This window comes from Xanthomonas sp. WHRI 1810A (assembly GCF_040202885.1).
GTDB lineage: Bacteria > Pseudomonadota > Gammaproteobacteria > Pseudomonadales > Pseudomonadaceae > Aquipseudomonas.
Map to the genome: position 1 here is coordinate 185,799 of NZ_JBEGED010000008.1, position 17,819 is coordinate 203,617.

The 17,819-nt window shown below is 55.6% G+C and carries 15 protein-coding genes; 7 read left to right on the forward strand and 8 right to left on the reverse strand.

Annotation, left to right across the window (positions count from 1 at the left end):
• Positions 1-443 precede the first annotated feature (443 nt).
• Positions 444-2,072, reverse strand: a complete 1,629-nt coding sequence (locus ABQX22_RS14200; RefSeq protein ID WP_349800487.1) for a putative bifunctional diguanylate cyclase/phosphodiesterase — start codon at positions 2,070-2,072, stop codon at positions 444-446.
• A gap of 470 nt (positions 2,073-2,542) precedes the next feature.
• Between ABQX22_RS14200 and ABQX22_RS14205 the strand changes: the two genes are divergently transcribed.
• Positions 2,543-4,093: a sensor domain-containing diguanylate cyclase gene (locus tag ABQX22_RS14205; RefSeq protein ID WP_349800488.1), complete on the forward strand. Its 1,551-nt coding sequence runs from the start codon at positions 2,543-2,545 to the stop codon at positions 4,091-4,093.
• 10 nt (positions 4,094-4,103) lie between these two features.
• On the opposite strand, the gene ABQX22_RS14210 is transcribed toward ABQX22_RS14205, so the two are convergent.
• Together ABQX22_RS14210 and ABQX22_RS14215 are read right to left on the reverse strand one after the other, a co-directional pair.
• Positions 4,104-4,619, reverse strand: coding sequence for a helix-turn-helix domain-containing protein (locus tag ABQX22_RS14210; protein ID WP_349800489.1), 516 nt, complete (start codon positions 4,617-4,619; stop codon positions 4,104-4,106).
• 521 nt (positions 4,620-5,140) lie between these two features.
• Positions 5,141-5,878 carry a site-specific integrase gene (locus ABQX22_RS14215; protein WP_349800490.1) on the reverse strand — a complete coding sequence of 246 codons (738 nt, stop codon included), beginning with the start codon at positions 5,876-5,878 and terminating at the stop codon, positions 5,141-5,143.
• Between the two features lie 512 nt (positions 5,879-6,390).
• On the opposite strand from ABQX22_RS14215, the gene ABQX22_RS14220 reads away from it, so the two are divergent.
• Positions 6,391-7,752 (forward strand): hypothetical protein, encoded by a 1,362-nt coding sequence (locus tag ABQX22_RS14220; protein ID WP_349800491.1) that lies wholly within the window; start codon positions 6,391-6,393, stop codon positions 7,750-7,752.
• 862 nt (positions 7,753-8,614) lie between these two features.
• On the opposite strand, the gene ABQX22_RS14225 is transcribed toward ABQX22_RS14220, so the two are convergent.
• Both ABQX22_RS14225 and ABQX22_RS14230 read right to left on the reverse strand, forming a co-directional pair.
• Complete coding sequence (locus tag ABQX22_RS14225) at positions 8,615-8,791, reverse strand: DUF3606 domain-containing protein (RefSeq protein WP_349800492.1); 177 nt, start codon at positions 8,789-8,791, stop codon at positions 8,615-8,617.
• Positions 8,792-9,441: 650 nt separating this feature from the next.
• The gene (locus ABQX22_RS14230) at positions 9,442-10,392 is read right to left on the reverse strand and encodes a LysR family transcriptional regulator (RefSeq protein WP_349800493.1); all 951 of its coding nucleotides are present in this window, start codon (positions 10,390-10,392) and stop codon (positions 9,442-9,444) included.
• 84 nt (positions 10,393-10,476) lie between these two features.
• Between ABQX22_RS14230 and ABQX22_RS14235 the strand changes: the two genes are divergently transcribed.
• Genes ABQX22_RS14235 through ABQX22_RS14245 form a run of 3 tightly spaced genes read left to right on the forward strand, consistent with a single transcriptional unit; the run spans position 10,477 to position 13,448 of the window.
• Positions 10,477-11,769, forward strand: coding sequence for a CitMHS family transporter (locus ABQX22_RS14235; protein ID WP_349800494.1), 1,293 nt, complete (start codon positions 10,477-10,479; stop codon positions 11,767-11,769).
• Positions 11,770-13,134: an acyclic terpene utilization AtuA family protein gene (locus tag ABQX22_RS14240; protein WP_349800495.1), complete on the forward strand. Its 1,365-nt coding sequence runs from the start codon at positions 11,770-11,772 to the stop codon at positions 13,132-13,134.
• Entirely contained in the window at positions 13,131-13,448 is a 318-nt protein-coding gene (locus ABQX22_RS14245) for an AtuA-related protein (RefSeq protein WP_349800496.1), read from the forward strand. Before ABQX22_RS14240 ends, ABQX22_RS14245 begins: the two co-directional genes overlap by 4 nt.
• Positions 13,449-13,520: 72 nt before the next feature.
• Here ABQX22_RS14245 and ABQX22_RS14250 read toward each other — a convergent pair whose 3' ends face one another.
• Positions 13,521-14,051 (reverse strand): GAF domain-containing protein, encoded by a 531-nt coding sequence (locus ABQX22_RS14250; RefSeq protein WP_349800497.1) that lies wholly within the window; start codon positions 14,049-14,051, stop codon positions 13,521-13,523.
• Between the two features lie 217 nt (positions 14,052-14,268).
• Between ABQX22_RS14250 and ABQX22_RS14255 the strand changes: the two genes are divergently transcribed.
• Both ABQX22_RS14255 and ABQX22_RS14260 read left to right on the forward strand, forming a co-directional pair.
• A complete protein-coding gene (locus ABQX22_RS14255; protein WP_349800498.1) occupies positions 14,269-14,781 on the forward strand; it encodes a hypothetical protein in 513 nt (170 codons plus the stop codon).
• Between the two features lie 7 nt (positions 14,782-14,788).
• A complete protein-coding gene (locus tag ABQX22_RS14260) occupies positions 14,789-15,229 on the forward strand; it encodes a DUF421 domain-containing protein (RefSeq protein WP_349800499.1) in 441 nt (146 codons plus the stop codon).
• An 80-nt stretch (positions 15,230-15,309) separates the two neighbouring features.
• Here the strand turns inward: ABQX22_RS14260 and ABQX22_RS14265 are convergent, their stop codons facing one another.
• Both ABQX22_RS14265 and ABQX22_RS14270 read right to left on the reverse strand, forming a co-directional pair.
• The gene (locus tag ABQX22_RS14265) at positions 15,310-15,768 is read right to left on the reverse strand and encodes an Hsp20 family protein (RefSeq protein WP_349800500.1); all 459 of its coding nucleotides are present in this window, start codon (positions 15,766-15,768) and stop codon (positions 15,310-15,312) included.
• A 138-nt stretch (positions 15,769-15,906) separates the two neighbouring features.
• Positions 15,907-17,526, reverse strand: coding sequence for a methyl-accepting chemotaxis protein (locus ABQX22_RS14270; protein ID WP_349800501.1), 1,620 nt, complete (start codon positions 17,524-17,526; stop codon positions 15,907-15,909).
• Positions 17,527-17,819: the final 293 nt, after the last annotated feature.

The following is a 17,819-nucleotide window of genomic DNA, read 5'->3' on the forward strand; positions in this document are numbered from 1 at the left end:
GCAGCAAGTCTGTATGCATCTTTTGAGTATCACGGTTATCGATTATTTGGGCTCGGCTCAAGGCTAGGACAAATCCCTCACCTCTAGCAGACTCCAAATGCGCTTGAGACATTAGAGTGGCCTCACGGATGGCGCGCAACCGGTCCAGCCAGGTATGGTACACGTCAGGCGGTAACGCTGGATGACGATGTGATGGCAGGTGGCTCATAGCTTCTCCTGATACGACTTGCGCGAAGGCTTCTGAGGCGTATCGAGCAGTTATATTTAATGACATGCATTACTGACGCTGGCTGAATATTCGCAGATCTGCTTTGGTAGGAATGTTCTAAAAGTCTATTGTGGGTTTTGATTTACCTCTCGACTGCGTAATCCGTTATCTGTCTCGCGCAAGTTGATTTATCTGGCCGCCCATTGATGTCCATTGTTGAAGCAGCTGGGGGATATCACCCGCCAGCTAAGCCAGTAGCCGGGTCCACACGCACTTCAAGCGCTCTTAAGGGACCAGAAGCGAGATCAGTCTCCATAAGCGCTGCGACCTGTGCTAACGGTAGTGGACGCCCAAACAAATAGCCTTGCGCAAAATCGCATTCATGTGTGGCAAGCCAATCTGCCAATTGCTCATGCTCCACGCCTTCCGCAGTAATTTGCATGCGCAGGCTTCTGCCCAAAGCGAGAATGGCTTTGACCATTTCGCTCTGGTTATCCAGCGTTTCGTCAAAAAAAGCCCGGTCAATCTTGATCTTATCAATCGCCAGTTGCGTCAAGTGATACAGGCCCGAATAACCCGTACCGAAGTCGTCCAATGCTACGCTAACACCCATCGCACGCAGGCGCTCTAGATTCAAACGGGCGCTGCCCACATTCGCTACCAAGGCATTTTCAGTCACCTCCACCTCCAAATGGTTTAGCGGAAAGTTTCCCCTATTGGCGAGTTGCTCCAGCCAATCAGGAAAGTCGATGCTTTCGATCATCGATGAAGTAACGTTGACCGCTAGCATGATGGTGCGCGGCCACTGTTGCGCTTCCGTGAAGGCTTGGAGCAAGAGACTTTCAGTGAGCAGCTTGATCAGGCCTAACTGTTCGGTCAGTGGGATGAAATCTTGGGGCATAATAATGCCGCGTTCGGGATGCATCCATCGGGCTAATAGCTCAAACCCTACCAGTTGATGTTCAGGAAGGCTAACGATTGGCTGGTAGAACGGCTGGATTTGCCGCTCTTCAATGGCCTGCCGTAGTTCCTGCTCAAAGAGCATTTGTTCGCGCTGCTCTCGCTCAAAGCTGGCCTCATAGAAATGAAACACAGCGCGACCGCTACTTTTCCCCCGGTACATCGCGCTGTCGGCACGCTGCAGCAAGGTTTCGGCAGCCGTACCGTCTACGGGCGACACTGCAATACCCAACGTTGCGCTGAAAGCTACCCCTGGCAAACCTGTGACCGCGCTGGCGATATCAGTGAGAATGTTCTCCGCTAGCGTAGCTAACTCAAGGCGGCCGAAATCGCCGGTCACAGCAAGAGCAAACTCATCTCCCCCCAATCTCGCCACCGCCGCATGCCATCCAGCAGTCGCTTCTCGCAATATGTCCGCGACAGAGCAAATAGCGCTATCGCCAGCGGCGTGGCCGTGTGTGTCATTAATAGTTTTGAACTTATCGAGGTCGATCAGGAAGACGGCTGTGGTCACATCCCGCTGCTCCAAGCGCGAAACCAATTGCTCGTGGAACACCCGTCGGTTCAGCAGGCCAGACAAAGGATCATGGCGAGCCAGCGAGTCGCTATGCGTCTGGGCCGCAACAAGGTTGCTATAGCTAAGATGCAGGCGGTTTACCAACTGCTTCAAAAGTATGAATGGCACGACCATCGCGATTATCGCAAAACCAGTGGACGTCAGGATGAATCGCCAGCGTTCAGCGGTTTCGAAATCGCCTTCATAAGGCAAGTCCAACAGCTGCATCGCCACAGCCTCGAACTTGAATTCCCAAGCAGCAGCCAGCAGGAAGATGGAGAACAGGTAAAAAACCAGCAAAGCATAGAGCTTACTTTGTACGATTTGCGGGTTACGAATGACTGTCATGGGGCGCGCTCGAAGGGCCACTAACATTGCGGCCATGCCCTTGTTATCGGTTGTTGGGTTAAGCTCTTTACATGTGATGCGATATAAATTTAGGCGATGCGGAGATGGGTAGTCAGATGACTCGCAATACCATTGCATGGAGGGCGCACTGCCAAGAGGGCTGCGGTTTTGGGATGGAAGCTCAGACGCGCGCCGAGCGTGGGGAACGACAGCCGGTACGTAGCTGGGCGCCGCATCACAACTAAGATATTTCTCACCGGGTTTAATAAGTGGCTCCGACATCCATGGACGTCCGCCTGGTCTCAGGTCATCAACTGATTTGTCTCACATTCGTTACGTGGGTGAGTGCGTCGGTTCATCTTTCAGAGAGGGCAGACGGAGCAAGCCATTTAGCCCGCACTCCGGGTGGATTTAGCTGCAGGGTACGGAAACTGCATAGATCGTTTTACCGCCAATTTGATGACTACTTTATGAAGTCTTTTTACCTTACGTCAACGAGGCTCTCGCCCTCAGCGCTCACCAAGGCGCTGATAGGCTTCATTGCCCTGGTATGTCTCTCGTTGATTCTGGCCACAGCCTGGCAGATGAACCAGTCAAAACTTGAGCGCGTTGCCACCGCCAAAATCTCGGTTTCGAACATTGTCCGAGCCGCTGAACAGCAAGCTCACGATACAGTACGGCAGGCCGACAATACGCTCCGGGATCTAGTCGAGCGCGTGGAGCACGATGGCGTTGCGGGTGAGCAGCAAACTCGGCTGTCGAAGCTAATGGCTCAGAACGTGGCTAACATGGCAGCGATTCAAGGGCTCTTCCTTTACGATGCCCAAGGAAACTGGGTAGCCAACTCCTTTTCCCGAGGCGCAATAAACAACAGTGACCGCGCTTACTTCAGTTATCATCGCGAGAATGCTGATGGATCCACTCATGTCGGTTCCATCGTGAAGAGCCGCAGTACGGGAGACATGGTCATCCCCATCAGTAGACGAATCAATGCTGCTGACGGTACGTTTGCAGGTGTGGCTTTGGCGACTGTGCCCGTCGCGTATTTTCAAACGTTCTTCGAACGCATGGATGTGGACGACAATGGTGTTATTTTCCTCGCGCTGAACAATGGTGATCTGCTCGCTCGACGCCCTACGTTGACTGCACTGATGACTACCAATGTGGCCAAAGGCGATATCTTCACTCGTTATCTGCCAAACAGTGATAGCGGTACGGCGGTGATCACGTCTGTTGTGGACGGCGTGGAAAGGATCTACGCGTATCGACGGGTTTCCGGATTGCCTATCGTCGCCGCTGCGGGGGTATCCAGCCAACATGTATTCGCCCCTTGGTGGGCATACGCGTATCGATCCATTGGCATGATTGGAATTATCATTCTGGCCTTGGCTTTGCTCGGAATCTTGTTGTACAAGCAAATCCAGCAAGTGATCACGGCGGAAGGGGAACTGAACATCGCCAGAGCCGAACTGGAGATCATCGCTCAGACCGACAGTCTTACGCATTTGGCCAATCGGCGTTGCTTTGATGCCGCCTTGCATCAGGAGTGGGGACGAGCCAGCCGAAATAATTCAGTCATCGCAATTATTTTGTTGGATATTGACTGGTTCAAGCAATACAACGACCACTACGGCCATCTGCAGGGCGACGATTGTTTGATGCAAGTAGCAAGGCTTATTGGCAGCAGTGTCAATCGGGCTGGTGATCTTGCGGCAAGGTATGGTGGTGAAGAGTTTGTGATTCTGCTACCAGATACAGATTTGGCCGGTGCTATGAGCGTTGCTGAGAAAGTCAGATTATCCATTGTAGGCGCGCTTATACAGCATTTAGCCAGCCCGATGGGCAATGTAACGGTCAGCGCGGGCGTAGTGGCTGTCAACGCCCCTGGAAAAACTGGCTGCACAGCTTCCTTAGAGGAGACAGATCGACTGCTTTATTGCGCCAAAACCAAAGGCCGCAACTGCGTCGAAGGTCGATTGATCTATGAAGGATACGGAGTTGATCACCTCGGTAAAGTGTAGCGCCTGAGACCTATATTTGAGCTTGATAGATGTTTCTGGAACTAGCATATGATATACGATTTTGATAAATCCCAGTTTGCGGAACAGATTCGTTGTAAGACTCCTTTGAGCTCGTCGTTATCCTTCCCCACTCGATAACGGCATAGGGAAAGATTAAATTATTCCTGTCCAAAAATCTTATATAATCGATAAGGTGGTCTCGGGGAGTACGACCATCGGATGGGTTTAGTAGCTGGGATAGTTCAGTCATCATTTTGGCCGTACTCCAGAGCTGGTCGTGTAATTCATTCATGATTGTTTGCACAGCCTCTAAATGCGGTCCATCTGCTCTGTAGCCAGTAAGTACATAGCTGATATCGATGCCAGCTTCAAAGACCGATGCTAAATAGTTCGCATCAGGCTTTCGTTTGCCAGACTCGTAATGAGCTTGGGCATTGGGCCTAACTCCTCCAAGCTCCGCGGTTGCTGCCTGGCTTAAGCCCATCCTTTTTCTTTCTTGTGTCAATCGCCTGCCGAGAAATTTCATCCGTAATACCTGACCATTTTTTACGAGGCTGAGAAGAAGACCACGCGGGTTCAGGACGGCTGACCCTAGAAGACTGTTTATCACCAGTAACAATCACCCGCCAAGCGCGGCTTTTATCGCCTGGATAAACGGTTATGTCTGTGAAAAAATAGATCTATAAGTGCTGGCTCGGACGCCATGGGGCGAGCCGCGTAGAAGGGGTTTGATGGGATGGCGGTCACCGGCTGAACGATCCGCACTCGAGCAGATGATCCTTGGGAAGTAGTGGCGGGGGGAGGCTAAGCCGGCGCTTGCTAAACCCTTGGCAGTCAGTTCTTGGAATGCCAGCGATTAAAAGTACTCATCCCTCAGCGCCGCCAAGCTGATTTTCAAAGGCAGAGTTCGCTATGCCCCAGTGTGCGACGCAGCATAAACGAATATCCGTTGTATAACACGCCAAAAGAATGCAGTAAGCATCTGCTATTGACTGATCTGCCGACGATACCAGATTGAAATTGAACTAGAAAAAGAGTCGATATTGTTCAAGAAGTGATGAGATTTCGAGGTAACAACGCCGATTCAGATCTATGAAGGCAGTATTGTTCCCGTTGTCGCGTGCGTTCGAAATGACAACAGCGACTCGGCCGGTTGATGTTCATATGTGGAGGACAGCACAGCGCTAAGTCGATCGCCAACAGCTTCCAGGCACACTTCTTCTCTTCGGCATAGTCGTGATGCAGGTAGTGGCGCCTGACCCGAGACCCGGCCAACACATGGTTTTGGCAGCGGTCGATGACGTCCAGGCTGACCCCCAAGGCCTGCATCATGGTCGCGCCCGTGCGACGAAGATCATGTGGCGTCCAGTCGCCGTTCTGGCCGTCGGCAAGAACAAGGGTGTCGTCGTGACGCCGTCTGGAGAGGACCTTGCTGTTTTTGAACCGGGCCTGGCGATCGCCGACCTGTTTACTCGCCACCTTCACGTCCACATGCCCATCATTCTGTTTGTTCGGAAAGCACCATTGGGAATCTCCTGTCAGGGTCTTGAGTTCCTGAAAGAAATGCAGGGCGAAGGGGGAGAGGAAGATGTGGTGGTCCTGCTTCTTGCCCCGGGTGCCTTTGACGTTCTCGCTGGGGAGGAACCAGGTTTGCTGGTTCAGATCGACATTTTTCCATTCGGCCTGCAACAACTTATGGGCTGAGTTCCCCGACCAACTGGCGGAGGTTGGCCAGCGCTTGAGCGGCGTACTGATCGAGAACCGTCCAGCAGTGGATGTGATCAAGGCTCACGACGCGGTCGGCAGGAACCGATAGTTGGCAAATGGGTTGAGCCATTGCCGCTTGTTGTTGATCCGTTGATACCAGTCGGCCAACACCTCGTCCTTCTGGGAAGTTTCCATCGCTAATACTTGATCCAAAATACTGTTTGCATATACAGTATTCGAGGTAAGATAGGATGACGAAGGTCATCTGACGGGCTGTCGATTTTAGAATCCCCAACGGATTGTAGAACGCATGGGTCAGAGCTGAGTGCATGCCCCCGCAGATGGCGCTCTACACTATCGTGAGCGTTGCCGCGCCGGATTGACACTTGGCATCCACGCAGGGAGGGATCTTCCGTAGCTGCAGTTGGGCCGCTTAAGTGTTGGTTTCAGAAGTGACATCAGCAAGGCGTTTCAATCCACGGCGTTACGCTAGGATGAACGCGGATACCCTTACAACAACGTGAGTGCTCCTGCAGCCCTTTTGACTATTCAGCCCATCGCGTGATGGGCGTATTTCCCTAAGGAAACCCATGGCCAACAATGATCCAACAAATAATTCACCCCTAAGCACTTCTGACATCGGCGATGAATCGTTACGCGACGAGTTGTACGAATACCTTAAATTCAACAGTTCGCGAGTTGTTAACAGCATTGTTGAACTAAGATCTCTGCTGTCAGCTAGAAACCAACGTGCACAGGTCCTGGGTTATTACACGCCGGGTGATGGTGGGGGAGGCCACTACTTCGTTGATCCTGAGGACACAACTAGCTTAGACAATGGGAGCACAGTCATCCTGGCTACAGACGGAGCTCGCTGGAAGTTAGCTACCACCAAGAAACTCGACATACGGCAGTGGGGTGCCAAGGCTGACGGCGTAACCGATAGCTCGCCTTTTATTCAGAATGCATTCACTGCAGGCGGTGCCCAAGGCGCGCAAAATGGGGTTTATCGACTGGGCGCGACGGTAGTGGCGGATTACTCTGGGGTGTTCCCCGAGGTTACTTACCCATCGCGTCGGCTGGATTTCCGTGGCGACGGGGCCGGAAATACCATCTTTGAGCTGGCAACCGGACAAAACATCGCGTTCAAGCTGACTGGAACCGACCCGACAGCGGTAAATCAAGGCATTCACGCACAAGACAGGATTGGTGGATTCTCGATTTATCCGCAGGGGCATCCTTACCCCGAGGGGCATTTTGGATTTGGCCTATATTTGCTGAACAAGGCCGGGACAGTAGTTGAGGATATAGCAACCGAATATCTAACAGTCGGCTGCGAAATGGATGGGGTGCTAAGCAGTGTCTTCACGAATCTAGCATTTAAAAACGGCATCATCGGCATGATGTTGAATAGCACTGCCCTTACTCTCCCGAACGGAAACACGTTCAACAGTTTAGTCTGGAGTGGAAACAGTCAAGTCGGATTGGTGGCGAACACTCTCGGGGCAGGCAACAAGATCATCGGCGGCAAGGTCGAACAGAATGGAACCCAAGGCGTAAGCGGTAACGGCGGTATAATTCTAAACTTGAGCGGGCTCAATGGTCTGGCGACGTTGCATTTAGACACTGTATATTTTGAAGGCAATGCTGGTGATGCAGACCTAAAAATTGACAACATCAGTTCGCTGCCAGTGACCGTCAAGATTTCCAACTGTACTTTCAATCGGAACTCAGACAAGCGGTTCACTACCAGTAACATAATCGTCACTAGTTCAGGCGGCGGATTGGTCAAGGTGGTTCTCGATGCCAACGGCCACTACAGCATTGGTGGCGTGGGTGGCTATGTGCCTTCGGCTGAAAGGCCGTTTATTCAGCACGGATCGAACGTCGAGATCATAGGTTGGGATACCTGCGTCTATAACGAAACTACCTCCATCCCAAGCGTCGTTTAACTGAGCATCGATTGCGGATTTAAGTGGTATTGCCGACGGCACCGGCGCCGTTTAAAACGTCCCGGCAGGCGTTACGGTGTTGAGTGCCTAGGGCAGCGCTGCTGGCTAATTCTTAAACCACTGACTACTCGAGGCACCGCCATAAGCACCAACCCCAATGAGCTGCGCATCTGGCACGAAGTCCTTGAAGACAAGAACTTGAGTCTGAGGGCGCCGGAATATTACATCGGCACTCTGAAGACCCACGCCGAGGTGCTTGAGCGCTTGGGCGTGATCACACTTCATGAGTGCCGGGAGCTGATAGAGCATGCTGACGCGGCCTATGGTCATGCCGTTGAGTTCGGACCAGTTGAAGACGATGAGGAGGAGGGGGAAATCTAAGCTGACAGGACGCCGGGGGGTGGGTAATGCGCGGAATACTCGTACCACTTTTTGTACCAAATCAGTGCCCTACAGGGGCAATTCGGGGGGCCAACCCCCCTGCAAGCCTTTAAATGCCCCGGACTAAACACGCCAGCTAATCCACACAGCGTGGCGTCGCCCTGCGGTATGCTCAGTGAAATTCGATCAGGAGTTGGGAATGCCTAACCGTGGCCAGAAAATGCGGTCCCTCAAAGAACTTCCATTCAAGAGAGTCGGTGTCAGTGAGGGGGGAAGAACCGTCTATGTGCTGGAAGGCGAACTCGATTCCAATGCTAGGCTGTCAATGAATCACCTCGGCATAGACGGCCCACAGACACTCAAGGTGGTTGGAGGTGTTGGAGAAATTTTCGGTTACCTCGGTGGGCACGAATAATCACCGTCGCATTATTGCTGCGGTAGGGTTGCATGCCCTGCGCCACGCCGTAGGGCATGCAACGGCTCATTTGCCCAGCTTTTTACGAACGTCTACCACCATTGGACCGACAGCCTTCACTGCAGCTTTGAGCTGGTCTTCTGTCACACCGAACTCATTCGTCCAATATTTCAGCTCCCATGCCTCGGAGGTGTTAATCCGGGCTCTGTCCTGCGGTCCGCGATTGCTTAAATTATCAGCCATTTCAACTTCCTTATGGTTAGCCTGGCCATCCCAAGCCATCAGAGCATAGATCATTCTTGAAATACGAGATGTGCGTACAACCTCCCTCATCCTGTGTGCTTACCTCCCCAAAACACAACCGTAACTCACTGATTTTATTGGGCGTTAATTCCGCGGTAATTGAGCGGTTATCGATGCTCAGTATTGACTATAAAATGTAGTTAACCTATTGATCTATAACAACATTATCCATTTATTTGTTGTGTCCTGCTCCAGGAGGCCTGGGGAGGGGGGCAACGCTTCGCGGCCAATCAAAACCCAAAGCTAAGTTATTGATTTGTATGGTTTGCAAAACGCTGAAATGACCTATAATTTGCACGTAGAATTGGGGTGCTTCCCTTTGTGTATCAATAACTTATGGGCTCTATTGGCGCTGCATGGGGTGCAAGGGGTCGAGTGTTCGAATCACTCCGTCCCGACCATTTATTCCTGAGTCAAATCAGACACCAAAGCCGGTTATCTCAACCGGCTTTTTTGTACCTGCGCAAAATCCGCGCAAAACTACTATATTCCCGCCTCCCTTGCCGCTTTGATGGTGGAGGACCTTGGCGCGTGCGTACGCCGCTGGCGTTGACGTTCGAGATGCCTGAGCGCCTTGGCGTGATGCCCCCTCACAAGCCATAGCCCCCCGACACCGTCTCCACACGGTCGAGCGTCTGAAGAAACTCGACGATAGGCGGCGCGATCACCTGCTCCGTCCGGGTGATGATCCCAATCTGGCGCACGACACCTGGATGATCAATCGCCACTTTCACCAGGTCTCCCCGTCCATCGTCAGCCGACTCTGGCAGCAGGGTGATGCCCTGTCCTTGTCTGACCAGCGCAAGCACCGTTGACATGTAGTTGGCCTCCAGGCCGGCGGACAACGGCAAGTGCTCTTCAGCGAAAAGCCGCTCAACCAGGTCACGTACGCTGCTGTCCCGGCCTGTGAGGACAATCGGAAAGACGGCCAGGTTGCCCAGGGTCACGCTGCGATGCTTCGCGAGCGGATGATCTTTTGGCGTGAACAGGCAAAGCCGGTCTTCCAATATTGGCTTGAAGGCCAGCCCATGTGTGGGCCGCGCTTGTACCCCTAATCCAAAATCCACCTCACGCTCAATGACCAGCGTTTCAATCCGCTGAGCGACGACATCTCGAAGCCTGACCTCGACGCCTGGGAATCGGTCGCGAAACCTTTTCAGCACAGTAGGCAATACCCCGGCGCACAGCGATGGCAAGGCGGCAATGGTGATTATCCCCCGCCGAGACGCCGCGATATCCCGGGCGGCCGTGACAATGTTGTCCAGATCCAGGAGCAGTTTTTCCATGGGCAGAAGGGCGTTTTGGCCGGCGTTGGTCAAGCAGATGTGACGCGGGTTGCGTTCAAGTAAGGCCACGCCGAGCCAGTTTTCCAATTGCTGGATTTGTACGGTCAGGGCCGATGGAGACAGGTTCAGCGCGGCTGCCGCCCTGGAAAAACTTCCGGTCTGGGCCACTGAAAGAAAGGCGCGAATATGCTGGATTGAGTTCTTCATTTTGTTTTTCCGAACGCGGCCTGTTGAATATTTCAATTCATAGAGCATATCGCTGCTGCTATTACTCTGCAAAACAACAACAACAGGGTGTCTCGTCGCCTTCGCGACAGAGAGGCCGCAGAGGATTCGCTCATGCTCGCCATGCTTGGCTTAGTCACTATTCTCTGTTTGCTCATCAGCATCATGAGCAAGCGTCTGTCCCCCTTGGTTGCATTGATTGCTTTGCCGATCATCGCCGCATTGCTCGGCGGTTTCGGTCTGCAAACCAGCGGGTACATCATCACCGGCATCAAGAACGTAGCGCCCGTCGTCGGGATGTTCGTGTTCGCCATTCTGTTCTTCGGCATCATGACCGATGCCGGCATGCTTGATCCCATCATTGATCGCATCCTCAAAAGGGTAGGGACGCGGCCTACCCGTATCGTCATGGGCACTGCGCTGCTGGCGCTGTTGGTCCACCTGGATGGGTCGGGCGCTGTGACGTTCCTTGTGACGATCCCTGCCATGCTGCCGTTGTACACGCGGCTGGGCATGGATAAACGCATCCTGGCTTGCGTCACTGCGATGGCCGCCGGTGTGAATTTTCTCCCTTGGACCGGGCCGGTATTGCGCTCTTCCGCTGCCCTTCATGTCCCCGTGTCCGACCTTTTCCAGCCGTTGATTCCGGTGCAGATCGTCGGATTGATCTTTGTGTTTAGCTGCGCTTTTTTGCTCGGGCGGCGTGAAGAACGGCGCTTGGGCCTGGGGCCGAATAATCTGGATGTGAAGCCGCATCAGCGCGTACTCAGCGCTGACGAGCTTGCGCTGCGCAAACCGAGGTTGTTCTGGATCAACCTTCTGCTGACGCTAATCGTGATGGGTGTGATGATCGCGGGCGTCGTAGACCCCGTGGTGATGTTCATGCTCGGCACGGTGGCTGCGTTGTGCCTCAACTACCCCAACGTCGATGCACAACGTGCACGCATCGATGCTCATGCCAAGACCGCGCTCACCATGGCCAGCATTCTCCTGGCTGCCGGGGTCTTCACAGGGATCATGCAAGGCACCGGAATGCTCAAGGCCATGGCCGAAGTGGCCGTCGCTCAAATTCCGGCCGGGCATGGCAAGTTGATCCCGGTGGTGGTGGGATTTCTCTCCATGCCTTTAAGCCTGCTGTTCGATCCTGACTCCTTCTACTTCGGCGTCATGCCCGTGGTTGCCGAGGTGGGTCGTGCACTCGGCGTCGACCCCATGCAGGTCGCCCAGGCTTCGCTGCTTGGGGTTCACACCACCGGATTCCCGGTCAGCCCGCTGACGCCAGCGACCTTTCTACTCGTGGGCTTGTGCAAGATTGAACTGGCCGACCACCAGCGTTTCACCATCCCATTCCTGTTCGCGGCCTCGGTCCTCATGACCCTGACCGCTCTGGCCATTGGAGTTTTCTGAATGAAAACCATAAGAATCGGTTCAGGTGCCGGTTATTCAGGCGACCGCATCGAGCCTGCGGTCGAGTTGGCCGAGTACGGAGAACTGGATTACCTGGTATTTGAATGCCTGGCCGAACGCACCATTGCTCTGGCCCAGCAATCGCGACTTATCAATCCGCAAGCAGGATTCGACCCATTGCTGGGTGAACGCATGCGCCGGATCCTGCCCTTTGTGGGCAAAGGCGCCGACGGGTCACGCCGCCGTTTGCGAGTCATCACCAACATGGGGGCCGCCAATCCGCTGTCTGCTGCAAGAGAAATACGCCAGATAGCGTCGCAGCTCGGTCTGACCGGGTTGAAGGTTGCAGCGCTTACCGGAGACGACGTGCTTGCTTCCCTGCAGCAGCGGCCAGATCAGATCCTCGATAACGGCCAATCGATCCGGTCCTTGGGCGATAGCGTGATTTCGGCGAATGCCTACCTGGGCGCTGAGGGGATCATTCAAGCCTTGCACGCCGATGCTGACGTGATCGTCACCGGAAGGGTCGCTGATCCGTCACTCTTTCTCGCACCGCAAATGTTCGAGTTCGGTTGGGCCGCTGATGAATGGGCATTGCTGGGCCGCGGAACATTGATCGGGCATTTGCTTGAATGTGCCGGGCAGATCAGCGGCGGGTATTTCGCCGATCCGGGCGTTAAAGAGGTGCCAGACCTGCATCGCCTGGGCTTCCCTTTGGCAGAGATCGATGAGTCTGGCAGCGCCGTCATCAGCAAGGTGGCCGGCTCTGGTGGCCGCATTGACACCGCGACCTGTACCGAACAGATGATCTATGAGGTGCACGATCCGTCTGCCTATCTGACACCTGACGTCAGCGCGGACTTCAGCAACGTTACGTTCCAATCCATAGGGCACGACGAAGTACGGGGGCAGGGGGCCGGCGGGCAGAGGCGTCCCGAGTCCTTGAAGGTGTCGGTTGGGTACCTCGATGGATGGATAGGCGAGGGTCAGATGTCCTATGGCGGGCCCGGCGCACTGGCCCGTGCCCAACTGGCCAAAGACATCGTCCTTAAACGTCTGGAATTGACAGGGGTTGTGTGTGATGAGATCCGAGCCGAATTAATCGGCGTGGACGCTTTGCACGGAAGCAAGCTTGGAGCGCGTGCGGAGTGCGAGCCGTGGGAAGTGCGCCTTCGGGTAGCCGCCCGTTGTGTCGATAAAAACGATGCGGTACGCGTCGGCAATGAGGTGGAAACCCTTTATACCAATGGCCCGTACGGGGGCGGGGGCGCGAGTAAATCAGTCCGCCAGGTCGTGGCGGTGGCGTCGCTGTTTCTGCCAAGGGACGAAGTCACACTGCAGGTACACATGGAGGACATTGCATGAGCGCCGGCAAATTACGCGACATCGCCCATACACGCACCGGTGATAAAGGTGACATCTCGAATATCTCCGTCATCGCCTTTCACGTCGAAGATTATCCGCGTTTGGTGCAGTGGCTGACGGTGGAGCGCGTCACTGAACATTTTGCCCAGCTGCTGGACGCGAACGGGCCACCGATACGGCGATACGAGTTGGCAGGTGTGGGTGCGCTCAACTTCGTTTTACCGGGCATCTTGAGAGGCGGGGTCACGCGCTCCCTTGCGCTCGATGCCCATGGCAAGACGCTGGGGGCCGCGCTGCTCGATCTTGCTTTATGAATGCATCCTGATGGGCCGACAACAATAGCTGGAGTCCGGCACGTCAGGCTTCATCAGGCATAGCCCTGAGCGCTAAAGCCCTGCAAGCGTTTTCGGCTCACTGTTCGGCAGCGCGGTACTGCCGAAAAAAATGCAGCCTATCAGCCGCGCAAACAAGTGGAGCGTATCGGCCAGGTCCGGATTGTCGAACGTGACGGGCTTTGAATCGAGTGCGCATAACGCGCCGTACAGCGTGCCATCGGGCAAGAAGATCGGCACCCCCACGTAGCTCTCTAACCCGTATTGCTGCACGACCGGGCGGATCCGGTGCCGGGGGCTTTGGTGTATATCCGGGAGCACCAGCGCCTGGGGATCTGTCAGGAAGTCGCTGCACAGGGTGATTTCCACAGGAAGCGTGTCACCGGGGCTGATACCTAACTCGCCAATGTCGTGCACTGAGCAGACGACCCAGTCGGAGTTGTCGTATTTCGCAATGGCGGCGAATCGCATCCGCGTCATCCGCGTGATGAGGCTCAATATGCTGGTGGTTGCTTCGATCTCGGCAATCGCAGCGCATTCCTGAGGTGTGAGCGTGGCGTGGATGTGTTGAAGACTGTTATGCATTTTTTTCCCCAAGATGCACTGGCTGGCATTGGCGATCTATGAGGCTGTGGCGCTTGATTTGCGCGCAGCTCGCCGATCCGTCACAAACTAATCGAAATGCTGGCGCCCCTCAAGAACATCGGCATATTGCGTTCCGAATAGGCCCCTGCTTAATCCCGAATACGAAACTTCACCTCACCGCCTACAGTCTCACCCCTGATCAATTCGAGTGATGCCCATGAGCCTTCAGGATCAGGAAATGCAGAACCGTCAGCACCCGGTGGCGGAGGATTTTCAGCTACAGCGCAAGGTGTGGCGGTTCCAGCGGGTGGGGTGGTATGTGCTGCTGGGGGTGGTGGTGCTGACGCTGCTGGGTGTGTTTTCCAGGGGGCCGCTGAGTTCGCTGACGGCGGTGAGTACCCAAGGGGACTTGACCGTGGACTATGAGCGTTTCCACCGGGGCGGCGGGGCGAACTCGATGGTCATTCACACGACCGGCCTGCCGGGCACTCCCGTCACGCTGTTGATCAGCAAGGCGATGCTGGAGGGCTTCAGCATTGAGTCGATCCAGCCTCAGCCGCTCCGTTCCATGGGCACACCCGACGGTCTGAGCCTCACTGTGCCGGCGGACAAACAGGGGCGGGCGACGCTGTATCTGTCCTGGCGAAGCAGTGGCATCGGCCTGTTCAACAGCGACATCAGTCGTGTTGGCGGCGGCCATGTTCCCATCACTCAATTTATCTACCCATAGGTGTCACATGGATGCGGTGTTGCGCGCGGGTGCCATTTATCTGGCCTTGATGGTGTTGTTCAAGATTTCCGGTCGCCGCTCATTGGGAGAACTGACGTCGTTCGATTTCGTGTTGTTAATGGTGATTGGCGAGGCCACGCAGCAAGCACTGCTGGGCGACGATTTCTCAATCACCAATGCGATCCTCGTGATCGTGACGCTGATGGTGATCGACATCGGGTTTTCGCTGGTCAAGCGTCGTTCCAAACGGCTGGCGAAGCTGATCGACGGCGGCCCCACGATCATTGTTGAAAACGGCGCCTTCCTGCGCCATCGCATGCATGAAGCGCGGATTGCGGAAGACGACATCATGGAGGCGGCGCGGATAGGGCAGGGCTTCGAGCGGGTGGATCAGATCAAGTACGCGATCCTGGAGCGCAACGGCGAGATTTCGATTATTCCCGCGTAACCGGTGCGCGCGCGTGGGGCCCAGGGAGGGTAACGTCGGGGCAAAAGCTGAGGCGCCCCGCAGAGCGCCCCAACACCAGATTACTGCACGCCCACGGTTTTCAGATCGGGCTTGTCGAAGCCACCGATGGTGATGCGTCGTGGCTTGGCTTCCTCCGGTACAACACGCAGCAGATTGATACTCAGCAAGCCGCTGTTGAGCTGTGCCCCTTTGACTTCAATGTGATCCGCCAGGCGGAATGACAGTCGGAAGGCACGTTGGGCGATACCCTGATGGAGGTAAGTCACCTCCTTGTCGTTCTCGCGTTTGCCACCGGCGACCGTCAGAACGCCCTTTTCCACTTGAATGTCCATGTCCTCTTCGGTCAATCCTGCAGCCGCGATAACAATGCGGTATTCATTGTCACCGTGCTTTTCGACGTTGTGAGGAGGGTAGGCAGTCGAGGTCTCGCTGCGAAGCGCCGACTCGAAAAGGTCGTTGAAGCGATCAAAGCCTACAGACTGACGGAACAGCGGTGCCAGCGAAAGTGAAGTAGCCATGTCGAAATCTCCTGAGTGTTCTCCAAGTGATTTAAAACGCGACCCGATTTCGGCATCGCGTAACCCGAATGTAGGTGCGGCAAAACGGCTTTCAAGAGGCCTGAAAAAATTTTTTCCCAGGCCCGCTTCACACTGACGTCAGACCGTAAACCGGTTGGTCATGGCTTTGAGCTGCGTCGCGAGCCGGGACAGATCATGGCTCGCCGCGCTGGTCTGTTCGGCGCCCCGGGACGTCTGTTGCGACAGGTCCCGGATGCGCACCAGGTTCTGGTCGACTTCCCGAGCGACCTGAGCCTGCTGCTCGGCGGCGGTGGCGATGACGATATTGCGCTCGTTGATGAGACCCACCGCCACCGTGATCAAATTCAGCGCCTCGTCCGTGCGACTGGCCCGGTGCAGGGTGTCGGTGGTCTGCTCCGCGCTGGATTGCATGGCCTCCACCGTTTCCCGGGTGGACACCTGCACGTTGCCGATCAGCGTTTCGATTTCGCGGGTCGATTCACCGGTGCGATGAGCCAGCGCCCGTACTTCGTCCGCGACCACCGCGAAGCCTCGGCCTGCCTCACCGGCCCTGGCCGCTTCAATGGCGGCGTTGAGCGCCAGCAGGTTGGTTTGCTCGGCCACGGCGCGGATGACATCCAGCACTTTGCTGATCTCCACGGTTTGCTGGGCCAGGCTTTGAACGCGTTCGGAGGTGGTGTTGACGCGGGTGACCATGGTGTTCAGGGACACAATCGTTTCACCCAATTCGCTCTGGCCCTGCAGGGCCGTCTGCGAGGACGCCCTGGACTCATTGGAGGTCGCCACCGCGTTGCGGGCGACCTCGTCGATGGCGGCACTCATCTGGTTGAACGCGGCAGCGGCCTGGTCGATTTCCTGATTCTGCTGCAGCAGGCCTTCGGTACTTTGCGCCATCACCTGACTCATTTCCTCGGCGGCGCTGGACAGCTGTTCAGTGGACTGGGTGATCTCACTGATCGTGCTGCGAAGATTGGTCTGCATGACGCTCAGGGACTGCAACAGCTGCGCGGGTTCATCGGACCCTGTGCTGTCGATGTCGCCTGTGAGATCGTTGGCCGCAATCCGCTTCGACGTGGCCAGCGCCGCGCTCAACGGCCTGTTGATGCTCAGGCTGAAGCGCCAGCTCAACACCAGCGAAGCCGCGATGGCCAGCCCGATGGCAATCAGCGCCACCAGCCGGGCCTGGCTGAAGGTCTGCGCGGCCGCCACCGCCGCAGCATGGGCGTGTTCGCGCTCAAGGCTGTTTAACAGCGCGGTCTGCTCGTTGAAGGTGGTGCCGAAGGCTGCCATGGAGCGCAGCTTGGCCACGGCGTCCTCGGTGCGTCCGTTCTCCATCATGTCCAGCTCAAGCGCAACGCCCGCTTTATACCCCTCGAACGCCTGGGACAGCTTGCCCACGGCCGCCTGTTTGTCCGGGGTGTCGGCACTGGCGCGGTAGGCGGCCAGGTTGGCGTCGATCAGCGTTTCGAGTTTGGCAATGGTGATGGCCGCCGTGACGTGGTCGGCCTTGGAGGTAAAGGTGTGCACTTGATACGCGGTGATGCGCAGGCGCGAGATATTCACTTCCAGGTCATTGGCCCGGTTGATCGCCGGGATCGAACGGGTTTCCACTTCTTCCACGGCCTGGCGGATGGTGCCCATCTGAGACACGCAAAACAGGCCAAGCCCTGCCAGCATCGCAATCATGACGATGAAACAAAGCAGGGTCCGGGCCTGAATTTTTAGTGCTCTGAGCATGGTGATCTCTCGCCCGCAGGCTTGGCAGTAAGGCACCCGAGCGAGCCTCATCGAGAGGTGACCGTCCATTGCAACCCGGGAAGCGAAATGTGTACGCCAACTATTTGGGTACAAGATTTGTAGCGATTCGCCCGAAGATGCCAGAAGGGCTCACCAGCCGAAACCGCATTGCGGCGAATGGCCACCACTTGTCGCAAATACGACGGTCAAGGTCGTATCTGGATCTTCCGGTGGAGGGGCGTGATCAGAACAGGCGCCCTCCGGTCGGCTGCATCTCACCATGTGAGAGCATG